The organism is Rhodococcus sp. DMU2021 (assembly GCF_019641445.1).
Classification (GTDB): Bacteria; Actinomycetota; Actinomycetes; order Mycobacteriales; family Mycobacteriaceae; genus Rhodococcus; species Rhodococcus pyridinivorans.
The window spans coordinates 17,516-34,970 of record NZ_JAIFKB010000026.1 but is presented as its reverse complement, the minus strand read 5'-3'; the positions used below and the strand labels follow the sequence as shown (position 1 = coordinate 34,970).

Sequence of the window (17,455 nt, the reverse complement as noted above, 5' to 3'; positions counted from 1 at the left end):
AACTCGACCGCCTGGCGCCGGAACTCCTCCGAGTAGTTCTTTCGTGACATGACTGAAGATCATCTCGCTTCCCCAGCAGATGCTGGATTCAGCGTGTCCAAGAACCGGGGTCAAGGCCCGGGCAACCCTGTCACGTTGTCCCGCACCCCCGCCCAGGTGCACCGTGGGGTGCCGGCGGTCAGTGAACATGCCGACGAAATCCTCCATGAGCTCGGTATCTCCGAGTCCGATGTCCAGACCTTGCGCAATAAGGGAGTGATCCGATGAGTAATGCGATGCAGACGGACCCGACGAGCCCGACCACCGGCACCGCCACCGCGATGGTGCTCGAAGGCTTCGGACAGACCATGACCGCGAGGACGTTTCCGCGCGTGACCCCCGATGCCGGCGCGGTCGTCGTCGACGTCACGCACGCGGGAATCTGTGGAACCGACATCCACCTGCAGCAAGGTCGCCTGCCCATTCCGGTACCGCTCATCCTCGGACACGAGGCGGTCGGTCGCGTACACGCCCTCGGCGAGGGAGTCACCACCGATGCCCGGGGCGAGCAACTGCACGTCGGGGACGCGATCTCATGGGCGTCCAACATCCCGTGCGGGCACTGCTACTACTGCCAGGACCAGCACGAACCGTCGCTGTGCGAGACCCGCAAGGTGTACGGCATCAACCAGTCGTCGGCCGACTGGCCCCATCTGTCGGGTGGGTGGTCCGAACAGATCTACCTCCAGCCCGGCTCGACGATCATCCGCATCCCGTCCTCGGTGACCCCGCAGCAGGTGATCGCACTCGGCTGCGCCGGCCCGACGGCCGTGCACGCCGTGAACGATATCGCCAAGCCGCAGACAGGTGATGTCGTCGTGGTCCAGGGCAGCGGACCGGTCGGCCTGGCCTGCGCCATGTACGCCACACTCGCCGGCGCAGCGAAAGTGATCATCGTCGGCGGGCCGGCCAACCGTCTCGAGGTCGCGCAGGCCGCCGGCATCGGCGACATCCACATCGACATCTTCACCGAGACCGATCAAGAGGCCCGTCTGGAACGGATCCTCGCGCACACACCGGACGGGCGCGGCGCCGACGTCGTCATCGAGGCCACCGGCGTCCCGACCGCAGTAGCCGAAGGCATCGACCTCGCCCGCCGCGGCGGCAAGTACCTCGTCGTCGGACAGTACACCGACCACGGCACCACTCCGATCAACCCCCACTACATCACCAAAAAGCAGCTGCAGGTGCTGGGAAGCTGGGCGTTCTCTCCGCAGAACCACCTCGAATACGTCGAATCCCTCCCCCGGCTGACCGCCCACTTCGATCTCGCGTCGATGGTCACCGAATACCCGCTCACCGAGGCGGACGATGCCATGACCGATATGCGGGACGGGCGCACGCTCAAGTCGGTCCTCACCACCGGAGGCCGGTCGTGACCAACTCCCGGTACACCGCGGCGATCGAGGCGATGCTAGAGCGGATCGACTCGACCGCCAAGCAGACCGACGGCACCTTCCCGCACTACGGCGACATCGAATCCGGCGAATGGACCACCACCGCCGACGGAAACTGGACCGGAGGATTCTGGGGTGGCCTGGCCGCACTCGGCTTCGCCGCCTCGGGTGACAAGCGCCTGGCGCACCTCGCCGACGACATCACCGCGCAGATCCTGCCCCGGCAGAATTCCGACACCGCATTCCGCGGTTTCCTCTTCTGGTACGGGGCCGCAGTCAACCACCTCGTCACCGGAAGCAACGACGCGGCGCAGACCGCTCTGGCAGGTGCCCACGGCCTGCTCACCAGCTTCAACGATCGCGCCGGCATCATCCCACTCGGAGCAGAAGCAGAAGAAGCAGAGGCGGTCGGAGAAGGCGCCGCGAACATCGACGCCGTCCCGGGCACTGTCGCGCTGCTGTCGTGGGCCTCGGCACATACCGGCGACCCACGCTTCCTCGACGCCGCGATCCGCCACGCGCAGCGGCACATCGAACTGTGCATCCGCACCGATGGCTCGGTCTGCCAGTCGGCACGATTCGACACATCCAATGGTGCACTGCTGGATCGCTACACCCACAAGGGCATGAACGCCGACAGTACCTGGGGCCGGGCACAGGCGTGGGCGATGGTGGCATACGCCCAGGCTGCGCAGTGGGCATCGCCGTCCTTCCTGCCGACCGCCGTCCGACTGGCCGAATGGTGGCTCGACCGCACACCGAACGGCGGCGTCGTGTCCTGGGACTTCGACGCCGGCACCGGTCCGGACGTACCGATCGACACCTCCGCCACGGCCATCGCCGCTGCCGCGCTGCTCAAGCTCGATCGGCTCGTCCCTGAGCGGACCGACTTCCGGGACCGGGCCGTCGCCCACGTCGAGGCACTCCTCGATCACCTCACCCCCACCGGACCACACGACAGCAGACCGGCCGGGATCCTGATGGACGGTTGCTTCGACAAACGCCGCGACTTCGCGACCCGAAACGAACTGATCTGGGGCGACTACTTCTTGCTCGAGTGCCTGATCAACCTGAACAACCGGTCCGATACGCTGAAGTTGTGACCGAACCACCATGACGGGTCACCCGAGACCCCGGAAAGAAGATCGAGGAAAGCCGGTGTCGGAAAATACACCTACTGCAGCTCACGAGTTCACCCACTCGGACCTCAAACCGTCGATCCTCGACAATCTCGCACTTTCGCGCGCCGAGCTGCTGGTTCTGACCGACGAAGCGTCGGCGATGACCACAGCAGGCCAGCGGATCCGGGAGATCGGCGACTTCGACATGTCGCTCATCGGGCGCGTCGAGGTCGATGGGGTGATGGTTCACCGCAGTTGGCAGGGCACGAAGAGCAACGCTCTGCACCGACTGGTGGTGCCGGAAGGGATCGGGCTCGGCGGCAAGAGCATCATGCTCCAACAACCCGTCTGGGTACGGGACTATCTGTCCGATCCCGGAATCACCCACGACTTCGACGCGCTCGTCGAACAGGAGTCACTGCGAGGAATGCTTGCCGTGCCCATGGCTTATGAAGGTCATGTACTCGGCGCCATGTACGTCGGCACCCGCGAATATTCGTCCTTCGGTGATCGAGTCATCGCAGAGATCCAGTCAATCGCCGAAACGGCCGCCGTCACTCTCCTCAGCGCCCAAAGGGCCGCCACCCAGACAGAACTCGCCCTCGAAGCCGAACGGAAACGGCTCGCCGAAGCCCTACACGATTCCGTGAGCCCGGTGCTTTTCCGGATCGGTGCCGAACTGCAGAGCCTGCGCGCCCTCGCTGACGCGCAGGCGATCCACGATCGCCTGCAGGAGATCACCGAACAGGTACACGCCGTCAATGCTTCCATCCGCAGATCGCTGACCGACCTCACCGCGCGGCCCCCCGAACGGAATCTTCCGGTCGGCATCGAGGAGGACTGCCAGGCATTCACGCTCCGGACCGGTATCCCGGCCCGTTTCGTGCCACTGACCGAATCCCCCGACCTCGATGTCAGCCGCGTCGAGGCACTCCAACGCCTTGTTCGCGAAGCGCTGGTCAACGTGGAGAAACACGCCGACGCGTCCACTGTGGTGGTCAGCTTGTCGGCGCGGTCGGGCAAGGTGACGGTCGTCATCAGCGACGACGGCCGGGGCGTCGACGGCACCGACGATCCGATGCGAGGAAGCCAGCTGGGGCTCGGATTGGCTGCAGGGCGCCTCGAGCGGCTCGGGGGCGGCATGTCGGTGGTCAGCGACGACGAAAGCGGCACCACCGTGCGCGGCTGGGTAGACGCTCTGGAGGGACCGAGCACATGACCGCGCCACCGAAGACCATCCGCATCCTCGTCGTCGACGATCATCCGATCGTGCGTGGCGGCGTGGAACTACTCGCCCGCGAGGACACCGACCTCGAAGTGGTGGGAGGTGCACTGACCGGCTCTGCCGCGGTCGAATTGGCCCGCACCCTGCCCGTCGACGTCATCCTCCTCGATCTTCGGCTCCCCGATATCCCTGCACCGGAACTGATTACGCGTCTTCGTCGAGCCGCGCCGCACGCGCGGATACTGCTGTTCACCGCGTTCGCCGATCACGGTGCCATCGATCTGCTGATGGAAGCAGGCGCCGACGGCTGCCTCGTCAAGGACATCAGCGGACAGGACTTCGCCACAGCCATTCACCGTGTGTCCAGCGGAATCCGGGTGGTCGACCCGAGGTTGACGGGACCACGAAAGGTCGTGACCTCCGAGGCGCTGTACCGGGCCGGCCTGACCCGGCGCGAGTACGAAGTGCTGCGTTTTGCGGCCATGGGTCACAGCAATCCCGAAATCGCTCAGGAACTGTCTCTCACCCGCAACACCGTGAAGACCTATCTGCAGAGTGCCATGCAGAAACTGAACGCGCGCAATCGCGTCGAAGCCATTGCACGCGCTCACGAACTTCGCTTGCTCTGAACCGAATTCGTTTTCCCCGGAGCGCACTCCACCTCTCCACATGGAGATGTTGTGTGTTCTGGATCACCCATATATTCGAGCCGCAGAAATCATCTCGCGCTCGCGGCAACGGAGGCCCCACATGCCAAAAATGTCCCAAACATCGAAAGTAGGATTTGCCAGCGGTGTCGGCACAACAGTCGAATGGTACGACTTCTTCATCTACGGCACCGCAGCCGGACTCGTCTTCAACAAGATCTTCTTCCCCGAGTTCGACTCTCTGATCGGCACTCTGCTCGCCTTTGCCACGTTCTCCGCCGCCTTCGTGGCGCGCCCGCTCGGCGGAGTGGTGTTCGGTCACTTCGGTGACCGGATCGGACGCAAGTCCATGCTCGTGATCACCTTGACCATCATGGGCTTGACCACTCTCGGAGTCGGGCTACTCCCGAGCTACGAGACCATCGGCGTCGCCGCACCGATCATCCTCGTCACCTTGCGTTTCGTGCAGGGTCTCGCACTCGGCGGTGAGATCGGCGGGGCGATCCTCATGGCCGTCGAACACGCTCCCGCCGACAAACGCGGCTACTACGGCAGCTGGGTGCAGATGGGCGTGCCGGCAGGACTGATGCTCGGTAACACGGTCTTCCTGTTGATGGCCGGACTGTCTCCCGAAGCGTTCGAATCCTGGGGATGGCGCATTCCCTTCTTGATCGGCGGCGCATTCGTCGCGATCGGCCTGTTCGTCCGACTGCATGTCGGCGAAAGCCCGAACTTCGACCGCGTCAAGAAGAACGCACAGTTGGAGAAGCTGCCCATCGGGGTGGTCCTTCGCCACTACCCCAAGCAGGTCCTCCTGACCTGTGGTGCCTACTTCGCCATCGGCGTCACCTTCTACGGCACTACGGTATTCGGCCTCAGCTACGGCGTCACGCAGGTCGGCTACACCCGAAACCAGATGCTGACACTCGTCCTCGTCGCCATGGCGGTCACGTTCGTCGCACTACCGTTGTTCGGCAAGCTGTCGGACGCCTACGGCCGAAAGCCGGTCTTCCTCGCCGGGGTTCTCGCCATGCTGCTGTTCACCTTCCCCTGGTTCTGGCTGGTCAACTCCGGATCCTTCGCGCTGGCGATGATCGGGTTCGTGGTGTTCTGCCTCGCCTTCGCCACCTCCTACGGTCCCCTCGCAGCCTTCTTCGCCGAAGCCTTCGACACCCGCATCCGCTACACCGGAATCTCCTTCGGCTACACGATCGGCACCCTCGCCTCGAGCGCTCCCGCACCGATCGTCGCCACCTACCTGCTCGATCGCACCGGCTCGTACGTCGCCGTGGCGCTGTTCATGGTCGCAATGTGCGCCGTCTCCGTCGTCTGCGTGATCGCCATGCGCGAGACCTACCGGCAGGACCTGTCCGACAACGACGAAACCTCCGGACAGGAACAGCTGTCACCGACCTCTCACTGAGCACGCTCACGCACCGGTCCCCGGTCCCCGGTCGCCGACGCCCCGCCCCCTTCGGCAAGCCGCCGATTCGTCCGCGCAGGATCCCACGGCCGTGGACCTCGACAGACATCCATCCCACCCCGATTCCCGGGGGCGCGGAACTCCTCCCCCCGCGCCCCCGGCACCCTCGAAACGAGTCCAGATGAGCATCGCCGAACCGTCGCTGCACCCGTTGGCTCTACCCACCACCTCACTGCGTGTCCTGGTCACCGGCGTCGAACAGAACGAAGGTGCCCACGTGGCCCGAACGTTGGCAGCAGCCGGACACCACGTGTTCACGCACAGCTTCACCCTCGATGCTGCCGAGCACCTCGCCGGCCGAGTCGCCGATGACGACGGGATCGCTCATCCGGTCGCGGCCGATCTGACCCTCGAATCCGACGTCGACAACATGTTCACCCACCTCGAGCGACGACATGGCGGCATCGACGCGCTCGTGCACACCGCATGGCTACCCGGCCCGGAAACCGCATGCCACTCGCTGAGCAAGATCCGCCCCGCCGACTGGGGCCGGTTCACCTACGACCACATGGCGTTGTTGTTCCACACGACCAGACGTGCTGCAGTATCCCTCCACCGCACCGGCGGCATCGGATCGATCGTCACCGTCACCGGCCTGGACACGCTCCGCAGAATCACCGACACCGATCGAGGACCGGCGCGAGACTCCATGGACGGCGCAATCGAATCCTTCGCTCTCGCCGCCGGACGTGAACTCGGCAGTAACCTCTTGCGGATCAACAATATTCGTCTGGTACCCACCCCGAATCCGGAGACAAGTGTCACCGCTGCTGCCCCGATACGCCTCGAAGCGGTGCTGCCGGAGCTGATCGACCCAACATCCGATATCAGCTCCGGTGGCATCTTCACTGCCTACACCTCGTTCCCTGCACCTGTGCGGTGATCGGCGTCGGCCCGATGTCCCCCTTCGTTGTCATCGGCGCGTCGAATGTTGCCCGGCTCGTGTGCGCGTCACTCACCCAACGCCACTTCGATGTTCTCCACCTCGATGCACCCGACGACCCGGAACTTCTGCAGATCACCCAGCACGACCCGGCCGGGGTCGCCGTCGTCACCCACGACGACGCGGTCGCCGTCCGTTATGCCCTCGCCATCGCCCACATCAGTCCCCACACACCGATGGTCGTGACCGTCTTCGATCGCACCATCGCCAACCAACTCACCCAATTGATTCCCCACTGTCAGGTCACCTCCCCCGCAGACCTCGCGACACCGTCCCTGGCCGGCCCGTGCATCGCTGCCACGATCGACGCCGCGCACACCGCGCCCGATGGCACCACACGCGTCCTCCGGCAATCGGCCCACGGTGACCAACCGACCTGGCAGCCGCTACCCCACAGCCGCACCAGCAGAATTCGCCGCCGATTCGTCCACTCCGTAGGCACACTGCGATCCCACGACGCCGGCACCCGCATGCTGCTCACCGGCCTTATCGGACTGCTCGCCATCCTCCTGATCGATTGGATATGGCTCACTGTCGGCAAAGGCCACCACTGGGTCGAGTCCCTCAAAGAAGCAGTCCAGGTCGTCGCCACCGTCGGTCCCGCACCGGCCTCACACGGCGACCACACCTATGACGTGTTCGCGGCTCTGGCGATGTTGGCGGCGATCGTGTTCACCGCCATGTTCACCGCCGGGATAATCGAACGTCTGCTCGGAACCAGCCTCATCGGCTTGATCGGTCAACGGGTTCTCCCCCGCCGCAATCACGTCATCGTCGTCGGATTGGGACAGGTCGGTCTCCGGTTGTGCCTCGAACTCCGCAAACTCGGCATCCCCGTCGTCGCCATCGAACGCGACGATCGAGCCCGCAATCTGCGCCTGGCCCGAGCGCTGAACATTCCCACCATCGTCGGGCACGGTACCGACAGAACCCTCCTCGAACGCGCCCGCCTCGACCGGGCCCGATGCCTTGCCGCCGTGGGCTCCGACGACCGTGACAACATCGCCGTGTCCGTGGCAGCCCACGGAGTGCACCCCGACGCCAGACTCGTCCTCAGAGCCGGCGAACACGAAGCCCTCACCGACACCGGATCCCTCCTCCCACTCGGGATCACCAGAAACGTCGCAACCTTGAGCGCAACCTTCGTCGTCGCCCGACTGCTCGGTCTCGACGCCCACCGCGTCGTAATCGCGAACAACGCAATCCACCTCGAACTCGACGACGCCTTCGAGCAGTTCACCCTCACCGCACCGCACCATTGCCCGCACCTGACCACACAAACATGCCCACGTCTCGCTCACCGCGCGTATCCGGAAAAGACCTCAACGAAGCGATGAATATTCATCCGAGGAGTCCTCTCCGATGGCGACGCTGCAGGCCGGCGCGGGCACGGCCTTATCAACCCTCGCCGAACTCGAAGAATTCGATGTGCTCACCTACGTGTCGGACTGCTCGTCCGTCGTCGTTGTAGCAATCACACGTATCGACATCGAGGTCTCACTTCAGCCGCCGGCGAACGGTGGTAGCACGTCGACTACAGGACCCACAGCACGAGCGGGGTCACGGGTGAGCTCATCCCCGACCAAGAACATCGCCACCGACAGCACACGAGCCATATCGGGGCCGTGTCGGTCGATCAGCACCGTCTTCAACGTCCCGAGGTCGGTGGTAGGCGGCAATGCCACCGTTTCCTTCTCCGTCCCTGCGGTCTCTGCCGCTGCGGCGAAGTAGCGCACCTCGATAGCCACTGTCCTATCCATCAAAAGCTCCGGTAGAAGTGCTCGCAGAGTCGAGACCTGCGTTCCCCGTACCAACCCGTTCGGCGCGGGTATAGACGTTCATGGTGTCCCCGCGCAGGAACCCGACAAGAGTCAAACCGGCGTCATGAGCAAGGTCGATGGCCAGCGACGACGGCGCGGAAACGGCCGCCAGAACAGGAATGCCGGCCATGACCGCTTTCTGGGTCAGCTCGAAGGAGGCACGTCCGCTCACCAGCAGCACGGTATGGCGCAGCGGTAATCGTCGGTGCTCGACCGCCCAGCCGATGATCTTGTCGACGGCATTGTGGCGTCCGACATCCTCGCGCAGTGCGAGGAGTTCCCCTGCAGCGGTGAACAATCCGGCAGCATGCAATCCGCCGGTGCGGTCGAAGGTCTCCTGCGCCTGTCGCAGCGCGGAGGGCATCACCGCCAGCACTTCCGGATCGACCACGACCGGGTCGTGAGCCGGTGAGTGGCGGGAGCGTTGGCGGATCGCATCGAGGGAGGCCTTCCCGCACACCCCGCACGAGGAGGTGGTGTAGAAGTTGCGTTCGATGCCGGTCTCGGGCAGAGCCACTCCGGGTGCGAGATCGATATCGAGGACGTTGTAGGTGTTGCGCCCGTCGTCGCCCGTGCTGTTGCAGTAACGGATTGCAGCAATATCGTCGCGGCCGGTGACGATCCCTTCAGTGAGCAAGAACCCCTGGGCAAGTTCGATGTCGGAACCGGGAGTGCGCATCGTCACCGCCAGTGCAGTGCCATCGACGCGCAGTTCGAGTGGTTCTTCGACAACGACCGTGTCCGGACGCACCACCCGCTGCGTTCCCTGCAGTCGGGTGATGCGGGCACGGGTGGTCACTCGCCCCATGATTCGAACCCATCGTCGAAACTGTCGCACCGGCCGGCGAGCACACGCTGTTCCGACCGGGGCGCAGATAACGCCGAGGACATGCCCACACAACGCAGCAGCAGCTGGACGACAGCAATGAACACATGAGCGAACAGAACAGGCATCGAGATTCTCCTACGCAGACTTCGGATCGAGCTCGATACCCGGCCCGTCCGGCCGCTTCCCAGGCGCCCGACGAGGCACAAGGCGGACGGTGACCGCCTTCGAAGCAGGAGTGTTGGACTTGAGTGCCACATGGTCGAGAGGCACGAGCGGGTTCGTTTCGGGATAGTAGGCCGCAACATTGCCCATCGGGGTCGAATAGGGCACGAGCCTGAAGTCCTCGGCCCGGCGCTCCTCGACGGTGCCGTCGGGACGGGTCCACTCCGACACCAGATCCACCCGGTCGCCGGGAGCGTATCCGGACGCTTCGATGTCGTCGGGATGGATGAACAGGACCCGCCGGCCCGCCTTGATGCCGCGATAACGGTCGTCGAGGCCGTAGACGGTGGTGTTGTACTGATCGTGGCTGCGCAACGTCTGCAGGATCAGCCGACCCTCGGGGACAGGAAGCCAGTGCAGGTCGTTGACGACGAAGGTCGCCTTGCCGGTGTCGGTGGTGAAGCGGCGTTCGTCCCGCGGCGGGTGGGGCAGGACGAACCCGTCCGGCCGCCGTACCCGGGTGTTGAAGTCCTCGAATCCGGGGATCACCCGCGAAATCGCATCGCGAATGCAGTCGTAGTCGTCGGCGAACCGCGCCCACGGCACCCGATGGCCGGAACCGAACAGGTGCTGGGCGAGCTCGCACACGATGGCGACCTCACTACGCAGATGCGAACTGGCGGGTGTGAGCCCTCCACGCGACAGGTGCACCACCGACATCGAATCCTCCACCGACACCATCTGTTTGCGTCCGCCGCGGATGTCCTTGTCGGTCCGCCCCAGGGTGGGCAGGATGATCCCGGTCGCTCCGTGCGCGAGATGACTGCGATTGAGTTTGGTGGAGACCTGCACCGTCAGAGCGCAACTGCGCAGCGCGGCGGCGGTCACCTCGGTGTCGGGGGTGGCAGACAGGAAGTTACCGCCCATGGCCATGAACACCGACGCCTTGCCGTCGCGCATGGCGCGGATCGCGTCGACCGCGTCGTAACCGTGCTGGCGGGGACAGCGAATCCCGAACTCGGTATCGAGGGCCTGCAGGAACGACTCGGGGGCTTTCTCCCATATGCCCATGGTGCGATCACCTTGAACGTTGGAGTGTCCCCGCACCGGGCACACCCCCGCCCCACGCGTGCCGATCATCCCGCGCATCAGCAGCAGCGCTACCGCGTCTTCGATGGTGGCCACGGCGTGGGGATGCTGGGTCAACCCCATCGCCCAGCAGATGATCGTCGCTCTCGAGGCGACCAACGCTGCTGCAGTGTCCTCGAGCTGAGATCGGCTCAGACCCGTCGCAGTCGACACGGTGTCCAGATCCACGGCGCGGATATGGGTGGCCCACTGCTCGAAACCGGCACAATGCCGGTCGAGGAAGTCGCGGTCGAGGACCGTGCCGGGAGCACGGTCCTCGGCGGCGAGCAGCAGTTTCGCCAGACCTTGGAACAGGGCCTGGTCACCACCGAGGCGGATCTGCAAGAACTCGTCGGCGATCGCCACTCCCTCGCCGAGCACGCCACGCGCCTTCTGAGGATCTTTGAAACGCAACAACCCGGCTTCGGGCAGCGGGTTGATCGCGATGACTTTCGCGCCGCGGGCCTTGGCTTTCTCGAGTACCGACAGCATGCGGGGATGGTTGGTCCCGGGGTTCTGGCCTGCGATGAGGATCAGGTCGGCGTGTTCGAGGTCGGTCACCGACACCGAACCCTTGCCGATGCCGATGGTCTCCGACAGGGCCGTACCGGAAGACTCGTGGCACATGTTCGAGCAGTCCGGCATGTTGTTGGTGCCGAACGACCGAATCATCAACTGGTACAAGAACGCGGCCTCGTTGGAGGTCCGCCCCGAGGTGTAGAAGATCGCCTCATTCGGGTCCGGCAGCGCCCGCAGATGCTCGGCGATCACCGCGTAGGCATCGTCCCAGTCGATCGGCTCGTAGTGGAGGCTGCCAGGCCGGATGATCATCGGGTGCGTCAGCCGGCCCTGGCGACCGAGCCAGTAGTCGGTGCGTGCGAGCAGTTCCGGTACAGAATGGCGGGCGAAGAAACCGGGGTCGACGGTGCGAGTGGTGGCTTCCTCGGCGACAGCCTTGGCGCCGTTCTCGCAGAATTCGGCACGTTTCCGGTGACCTGGTGTTTCCGGCCACGCGCAGCCCGGGCAGTCGAAGCCATGCTGTTGGTTCAGCTTCGTCAAGGTGCGGGCGGTGCGCACCGGACCCATCTGCTCGAATCCGTGCCGCAGCGAGACCAACACCGCCGGTACCCCGGCGGCATAGGATTTGCGCTCGCTGACTTCGATGTCGTTCTCGTCGTGAACGAGCGGATCGCTGATATCGGTCATACGCTGTGTCGTACCCATCGATCGGTCGGCGAGCACACCCCACCGAGAGAAAGTCGGTTTCGACGCCGAGAAGACGAGACCCCCTGTCGCGGCAGTTGATAACCGTGCCCTCTCGGAGGTTCCGTTGGTTGTTTCCTGACTGCATCCGAACCTATCGAGCGTGGCGGCGTCTCCACGATTCGGAGGTGATGTACAGAATCCGGATTACTGATCATCCAGTAATATATGCTGGCGGCGCGCAGCCGAAAGCTGCGCGCCGCCAGCATGTATCGGAGCGGCAGAGGTGGTTCGCCGAACCACGGTGGTACCGGTGAGTTGCCGAATGCGCACCTTTGCCGGCGGGGTCTGCTCAGCTGCTCTTTTCCATGGTCCGGCCTCCATGTCCCCACCGCTCACGCGGTACACCATGCAGCACGACCGTTGTTTCCGATCCGATCTCTTCTCCCAGGATCGAGGACACCGCTTCGGTCAGCGCTGCCACCATCTCGCCGGAGAACTTCGTCTCGGAGAACCTTTCTTCGAAGAAGCTTGCTTCGATGTACGGCATTTCCTTCTCGCTTTCTCGTCAATTCAATTCGTGCAACTACTATCGGCCGAGGCCGGAGTCGTTGATGTTCGGCCCCGGTTTTCAGATTTCCGGTACCGATATCTGCTTCCCGACGGAGACGACTCTCAGAGCGAGAGCAACGCGGCCGATTCCTCCAGATAGCTGGTGACGTCACGGCCCGATCGGACGACCGCTTTGATTCCCTGTCGCAGGCGAGTTATGTCCGAAAGGATGGTCCCATCGACCACCAGCGCATCTCCGATCGAGCCGGGTCGCAGCGAGCCGATGTCCGGGCGGTCGAGAAGTTCCGAAGCCACGACGGTGGCTGACGCCAACGCTTCATTCACCGACATCCCGTGTTCGACATACAGTTCGAGTTCTCGGTAATGGGCACCGAACGGGCACAGGGACCCGGATGAGTCCGTTCCCATCGCGATCTTGACTCCAGCCGAACGGGCGATATCGAACGATTCCAGAGCCCGATCGTGCGCCTCGCGCAGGCTTTCGACTCCGGCTTCGGTCAGGCCTCGGGCCGTCCCTTCGCGTTGGCACCAGTCGTTGAACGCGAGGGTCGGGACCAAGAATATTCCCTTTTGCGCCATTTCCGAAGCGCATTCTTCGTCGAGGAACGAGCCGTGCTCGATGCTGTCCACGCCGGCTTCGATACTGCGTCGAATCCCTTCCAACGACAGGGCATGCGCGGCGACGCGCAGATCCATGTCGTGCGCCTCTTCGACGATCGCCGTGAGTTCCTCGACACTGTAATTGGGCCAGTGCGGTTTCTCTCCTTTCGACATACCACCGCTGGCCATGACCTTGATGAAGTCCGCACCGCTTCGGGCCTGCAACCGGACCATTTGCCGGCAGGCATCGACACCGTCTGCGGTATCCCATTCGCGGCGTGGCGTGTAAGGAGGGTAGAACAGGTCACCGTGGCCGTTCGTCATGGTTATCCACCACGGCGCGACCAGAAGGTTCGGAGCGACGATCAGGTCGTCGGCGACCATGTCACGCAGTTCGACTTCGCCCACTCCCCGATGCCCCATGCATCGGAGCGTGGTGAACCCTGATCGTAGGGCACGGAGCGAGTTGCGATAGCCATGAAGCAGCTTTTCCGGACCGCTTTTTTGACCCCGGAACACATCGCTGGGAAGGATCCGCTCGTGATCCGAGTTCGTTGTCAGGTGCACATGACAATCCACCAGACCCGGCAGAACGACACATCCCGATGCATCGAGCCGCGCGACGCCGGGCCGGACCACCTCTGCCTTGTATTCGCCCGCATAGCTGACCCTGCCGTCTTCGATGTAGAGCAGTCCCTCCGAATAGGATTCGTCCGGGCCTACCCACACCAAGCCGTGTTCTATGGCAATCTCAGTCACATGATCCTCTTACGGTCGGCTTCGGTCGTCTGACCCGGCCGTGGTCTCTGCACCGCTCCGGGCACGGGTCTACTCGGGAGGTGCGTCCAGGACAACAGTCTTGTTCTCCAGGTACGCCTGCAGTCCTGCTACCCCGCCTTCGCGTCCGATACCGGATCTCTTGAATCCTCCGAACCCGATACCGAAGTCCACACGATTGCCGTTCTGCCCCACGGTGCCGGAGTGAAGCCTACGGGCAATGTCGAAAACCTTCTTCGAGTCATGGGTGAACACTGCAGCATTCAGACCGAACTCCGTTGCGTTCGCAATCCGAACGGCGTCCGTGAGATCCCGGGCCGGGGTCACGGCCAGCACCGGACCGAATATCTCTTCCTGAGCGATCCGCGACGTCTCCGACACATTTCCGAAGACGGTGGGCTCGACGAACCAGCCGCGATCGAGGTGGGACGGGCGTCCGCCGCCGTAAGCCAGTGTCGCCCCTTCCCTGATCCCGATCTGGATATAGTTCTCGACACGGTCCCGCTGCCGATCGCTGGCCAAAGGTCCCAGCGTGACCTGAGGATCGTACGGGTCGCCGATTACCACCCGGTCGAATTCGTCTGCCAACGCCTTGACCATCTCATCGTGACGTTCCTCCGAAACGATGATCCTGGTGAGCGATGCGCAGATCTGACCCGAGAGGAAGCACTCCGCAGAAGCGATGGTGTGTGCCGCCTCGGCAATGTCGAAGTCGTCCAGGACAATGGCAGGAGACTTGCCGCCGAGCTCCAGCGAAGACCGTGCAATTCGACCACCGAGGATGCTCCCGATTCGTTTGCCGACTTCCGTTGATCCGGTGAACGAGATCTTGTCGACCCGAGGGTCGGAGACCAACCGCTCGGAGGCAGCACGATCAGCGGTCACCACGTTCAGGACACCCGCCGGAATGCCGAGCTGATCAGCAATTTCCGCCATGATGTATCCAGCCCCCGGAGCTTCCGGGGACGACTTGATGACGACGGTGCATCCCGCCAGCAATGCCGGCGCCACCTTGAACGCGATCAGTCCCATCGGCGCGTTCCATGGAATGATCGCTCCCACGACGCCTACAGGCTCTTTCACGATCATGCCGAAGCGTGCGCCGTTGGTGGGTGTGACTTCTTCCTGGAACGGGAAGCTCTTCGCCAGACCTGCGTAGTACCGGTACGCGTCGATTACCTCGCGCATGACACCGGGGACCGACGATGCCAGAATCCCGGTCTCTCGCGGCCAGATCTCCACGATGTCATCGATCCGCGCTTCGACGGCATCAGCGATATCGAGCAGCACCTGAGCCCGCTCGGCGTGCGACAACCGCGGCCAGGGTCCCTCGTCGAATGCCTGCCGGGCCGCTGTAATCGCGCGATCGATATCGTCGACATCGGCGTCCGGCACCGAGTAGTAGACCAATTCGTTTGTCGAGTCGACTACATCGATCAGAGCAGACGAGTGCGGGGGAACCCACTTCCCGTCGATGTACAAGCAATCTGTATTGGCAAGTGGCACACTCGGCAACTTTGTCATCATGGATCCCTAGTTATCTGTTCAACAGTTGTTGTGGTCAGGCAGGCACCGCGGCGCTGTCCTGCGCACGCATCTGTTCGATGACGGGGTAGTAGTACTCCTCGGGGACCTCCGCCTCGCTCCGCTCGATCAGCTCGGAGAAATCCCACTTCTTCAGGAGCTTGCCGTTGCGGTACACCGGCTGAAGGAGGTTCTCCTCGGGAGAAACCGAGTCGCGTCGCACCGTGCGGTACTCACCATCCCGCTTGACGAGGGCGAGACGGCCGGCCTTGGACACCTTGAAGCTCGCCCCGGTCGGCTGCTTGGCCACATCGCGCCATTCACCGTTTACTCGCACAGCGTTGCACTTCTGCCCGAAGTTCAACGTGTCTCGGTTGAAGTGCTGGAGCAGACCGCCGCCCATACCGAAAATCGCGTTCTCTGCCGCCATGCCCCGGCGTTCGAGTTCCATGTAGATCTCCGACAGGGTATCGAGCGTGATGCCGTCGCCCTGGACGACCCGCAGATACCGGGGCAGAACCTTGAATCCCTTGGAGTTGACCTCATAGCCGAAGGCATCCATGAGCCACTCAGCGGTATCCGCGGTCACCTGCACAGGGTCGCCCGAGTCCGGACGAGCACAGACCACGCCCGGGAAGTTCTCGATCTCGGCCTTCAGTTCTTTGCCGAGGATGTTCTTCACAGCGTTCTCATGGTCGTACGAGTCGGTCAGCAACAGCACCACACCGGCATCGCGGTAGGTGTTCATCATGTTGCGAAGAGCGTCGACTTCCTGATCCCGACCCCATGCCGTGAAACCTGCATGCTCGCTGTTCGGGCCCGAGTTCGCCGGACACACCGCGTTGTAGTATTTCATCGCAGCCAGGATGCCCGGCACCGTGTCACTCTGGTTGAAGTTGACCAGGTGTGCCAGACCACCCAATGCAGCAGATTCCTGGGAGCTCACGCCGCGAGCGCCGTAATCGTGCAGCTGGAAGCGCAGCAGATCCGGATTGTCCGAGGTGCGAGCGAACGCTTCCTTGATGATCTGCTTGCACATCCAACTGACCGTTCCGATCGTGGTCGGGTACCACACCGCTCGCAGCAACGCGGTCTCGAAGAAGCTGGTCACCCAGTGGTACTTCGGATCGGTGTTGATAACCTGCACAAGGACATTGCGGGTGGGCAGCACAGTCCCCTCGGGGACTGCCTCGATCTCTACAGGAAGGAATCCGCCGTGGTCGTTGAGGATGCCCATCCAGTTCTCCCTGCAGAAGGGCATCCCCTGCGCCCTGGTCACCGCTTCGGCCTCATCGATGTCGGCGAGGGTGATCGGCCGGAGCAAGCGCTCCTGGATGTAGGCCTGCAGTCCGACGAACATCGTCGCCGGGAAGATGCCACCACGCGATTCGACGTAGCTGGAGACGTACTCGGTTCCCTGAGGATAGAGAGTGTGGTGGCAATGCTTGTAGGTATCGGTGTTGAGGATCAGATTGTCGAATCCCGAGATAGTGGGCATGGACGTTTCCCTTCGTTCGTGTGATGCGAAGACAGTTGTTGAAACGTTTCTACTGCTGCACGAAAACTGGGCCAGAAAGCCTGGGGGCATACCGCGAGTCGCAGCATTTGAATTCGTGCGGCCGTGTCGGCGGTTGCTAGAGATCATGGTCGAGCCCACACCTCAGGTCAAGCGTTGACGCGTAAAATCTTCCGGCAATATTCGCGCAACACAGTCGATACCTCCGGCAGCACCCAGGTCTGTCTACAGACCGCCACAACCGGGATGCAGCCCGTCACCGAACGATCGATAGTGCTCTGCGCCCTCGGAGCTGTGTTACGAACAGAAAGTGTGTTGTAGGAACACTTCCCGGAGCAGGGATGACAGAACCGTCTGCACAATCACGCAGCAACCGACACCCGCCGGCACGTCTCCCCTGTGCACCACCACCCGACCGCGGCCGACCACGCCTCTACCGACTGCCGGACGAATCCTGCCGAGCACCCG

The 17,455-nt window shown here is 63.4% G+C and carries 14 protein-coding genes; 7 read left to right on the top strand and 7 right to left on the bottom strand.

From position 1 onward, the window contains the following. Positions 1–263: 263 nt before the first annotated feature. The 7 genes from K3M35_RS23365 to K3M35_RS23335 all read left to right on the top strand — a co-directional run bounded on the left by K3M35_RS23365 (position 264) and on the right by K3M35_RS23335 (position 8,192). On the top strand, positions 264–1,418 hold the full coding sequence (locus tag K3M35_RS23365) for a zinc-binding dehydrogenase (RefSeq protein WP_039584297.1): 1,155 nt from the start codon (positions 264–266) through the stop codon (positions 1,416–1,418). Then, positions 1,415–2,539: a glycoside hydrolase family 88 protein gene (locus tag K3M35_RS23360; RefSeq protein WP_039584299.1), complete on the top strand. Its 1,125-nt coding sequence runs from the start codon at positions 1,415–1,417 to the stop codon at positions 2,537–2,539. The genes K3M35_RS23365 and K3M35_RS23360 overlap by 4 nt, the downstream gene beginning before the upstream one ends. A 55-nt stretch (positions 2,540–2,594) precedes the next feature. Further along, positions 2,595–3,776, top strand: a complete 1,182-nt coding sequence (locus tag K3M35_RS23355) for a GAF domain-containing sensor histidine kinase (RefSeq protein ID WP_039584301.1) — start codon at positions 2,595–2,597, stop codon at positions 3,774–3,776. Beyond that, on the top strand, positions 3,773–4,411 hold the full coding sequence (locus tag K3M35_RS23350) for a response regulator transcription factor (RefSeq protein WP_039584302.1): 639 nt from the start codon (positions 3,773–3,775) through the stop codon (positions 4,409–4,411). Before K3M35_RS23355 ends, K3M35_RS23350 begins: the two co-directional genes overlap by 4 nt. A gap of 130 nt (positions 4,412–4,541) precedes the next feature. Continuing rightward, positions 4,542–5,852 (top strand): MFS transporter, encoded by a 1,311-nt coding sequence (locus K3M35_RS23345; protein ID WP_006552215.1) that lies wholly within the window; start codon positions 4,542–4,544, stop codon positions 5,850–5,852. 181 nt (positions 5,853–6,033) lie between these two features. Continuing rightward, positions 6,034–6,795 (top strand): SDR family oxidoreductase, encoded by a 762-nt coding sequence (locus tag K3M35_RS23340; protein WP_064060768.1) that lies wholly within the window; start codon positions 6,034–6,036, stop codon positions 6,793–6,795. Positions 6,796–6,809: 14 nt separating this feature from the next. Continuing rightward, a complete protein-coding gene (locus K3M35_RS23335; protein ID WP_064060781.1) occupies positions 6,810–8,192 on the top strand; it encodes a TrkA family potassium uptake protein in 1,383 nt (460 codons plus the stop codon). 165 nt (positions 8,193–8,357) lie between these two features. Here K3M35_RS23335 and K3M35_RS23330 read toward each other — a convergent pair whose 3' ends face one another. The 7 genes from K3M35_RS23330 to K3M35_RS23300 all read right to left on the bottom strand — a co-directional run bounded on the left by K3M35_RS23330 (position 8,358) and on the right by K3M35_RS23300 (position 17,128). Then, on the bottom strand, positions 8,358–8,615 hold the full coding sequence (locus K3M35_RS23330; RefSeq protein WP_064060767.1) for a MoaD/ThiS family protein: 258 nt from the start codon (positions 8,613–8,615) through the stop codon (positions 8,358–8,360). Next, the gene (gene fdhD / locus K3M35_RS23325) at positions 8,608–9,483 is read right to left on the bottom strand and encodes a formate dehydrogenase accessory sulfurtransferase FdhD (protein WP_064060766.1); all 876 of its coding nucleotides are present in this window, start codon (positions 9,481–9,483) and stop codon (positions 8,608–8,610) included. The genes K3M35_RS23330 and fdhD overlap by 8 nt, the downstream gene beginning before the upstream one ends. A gap of 156 nt (positions 9,484–9,639) precedes the next feature. Beyond that, on the bottom strand, positions 9,640–12,000 hold the full coding sequence (locus tag K3M35_RS23320; protein ID WP_072740542.1) for an FdhF/YdeP family oxidoreductase: 2,361 nt from the start codon (positions 11,998–12,000) through the stop codon (positions 9,640–9,642). A gap of 349 nt (positions 12,001–12,349) precedes the next feature. After that, a complete protein-coding gene (locus K3M35_RS23315) occupies positions 12,350–12,547 on the bottom strand; it encodes a tautomerase family protein (protein ID WP_006552221.1) in 198 nt (65 codons plus the stop codon). Between the two features lie 125 nt (positions 12,548–12,672). Continuing rightward, on the bottom strand, positions 12,673–13,929 hold the full coding sequence (locus tag K3M35_RS23310) for an amidohydrolase family protein (protein ID WP_039583665.1): 1,257 nt from the start codon (positions 13,927–13,929) through the stop codon (positions 12,673–12,675). A gap of 69 nt (positions 13,930–13,998) precedes the next feature. Then, on the bottom strand, positions 13,999–15,474 hold the full coding sequence (locus K3M35_RS23305) for an aldehyde dehydrogenase (RefSeq protein ID WP_081263415.1): 1,476 nt from the start codon (positions 15,472–15,474) through the stop codon (positions 13,999–14,001). A 34-nt stretch (positions 15,475–15,508) separates the two neighbouring features. Beyond that, the gene (locus K3M35_RS23300) at positions 15,509–17,128 is read right to left on the bottom strand and encodes a nicotinate phosphoribosyltransferase (RefSeq protein WP_231414529.1); all 1,620 of its coding nucleotides are present in this window, start codon (positions 17,126–17,128) and stop codon (positions 15,509–15,511) included. Positions 17,129–17,455: the final 327 nt, after the last annotated feature.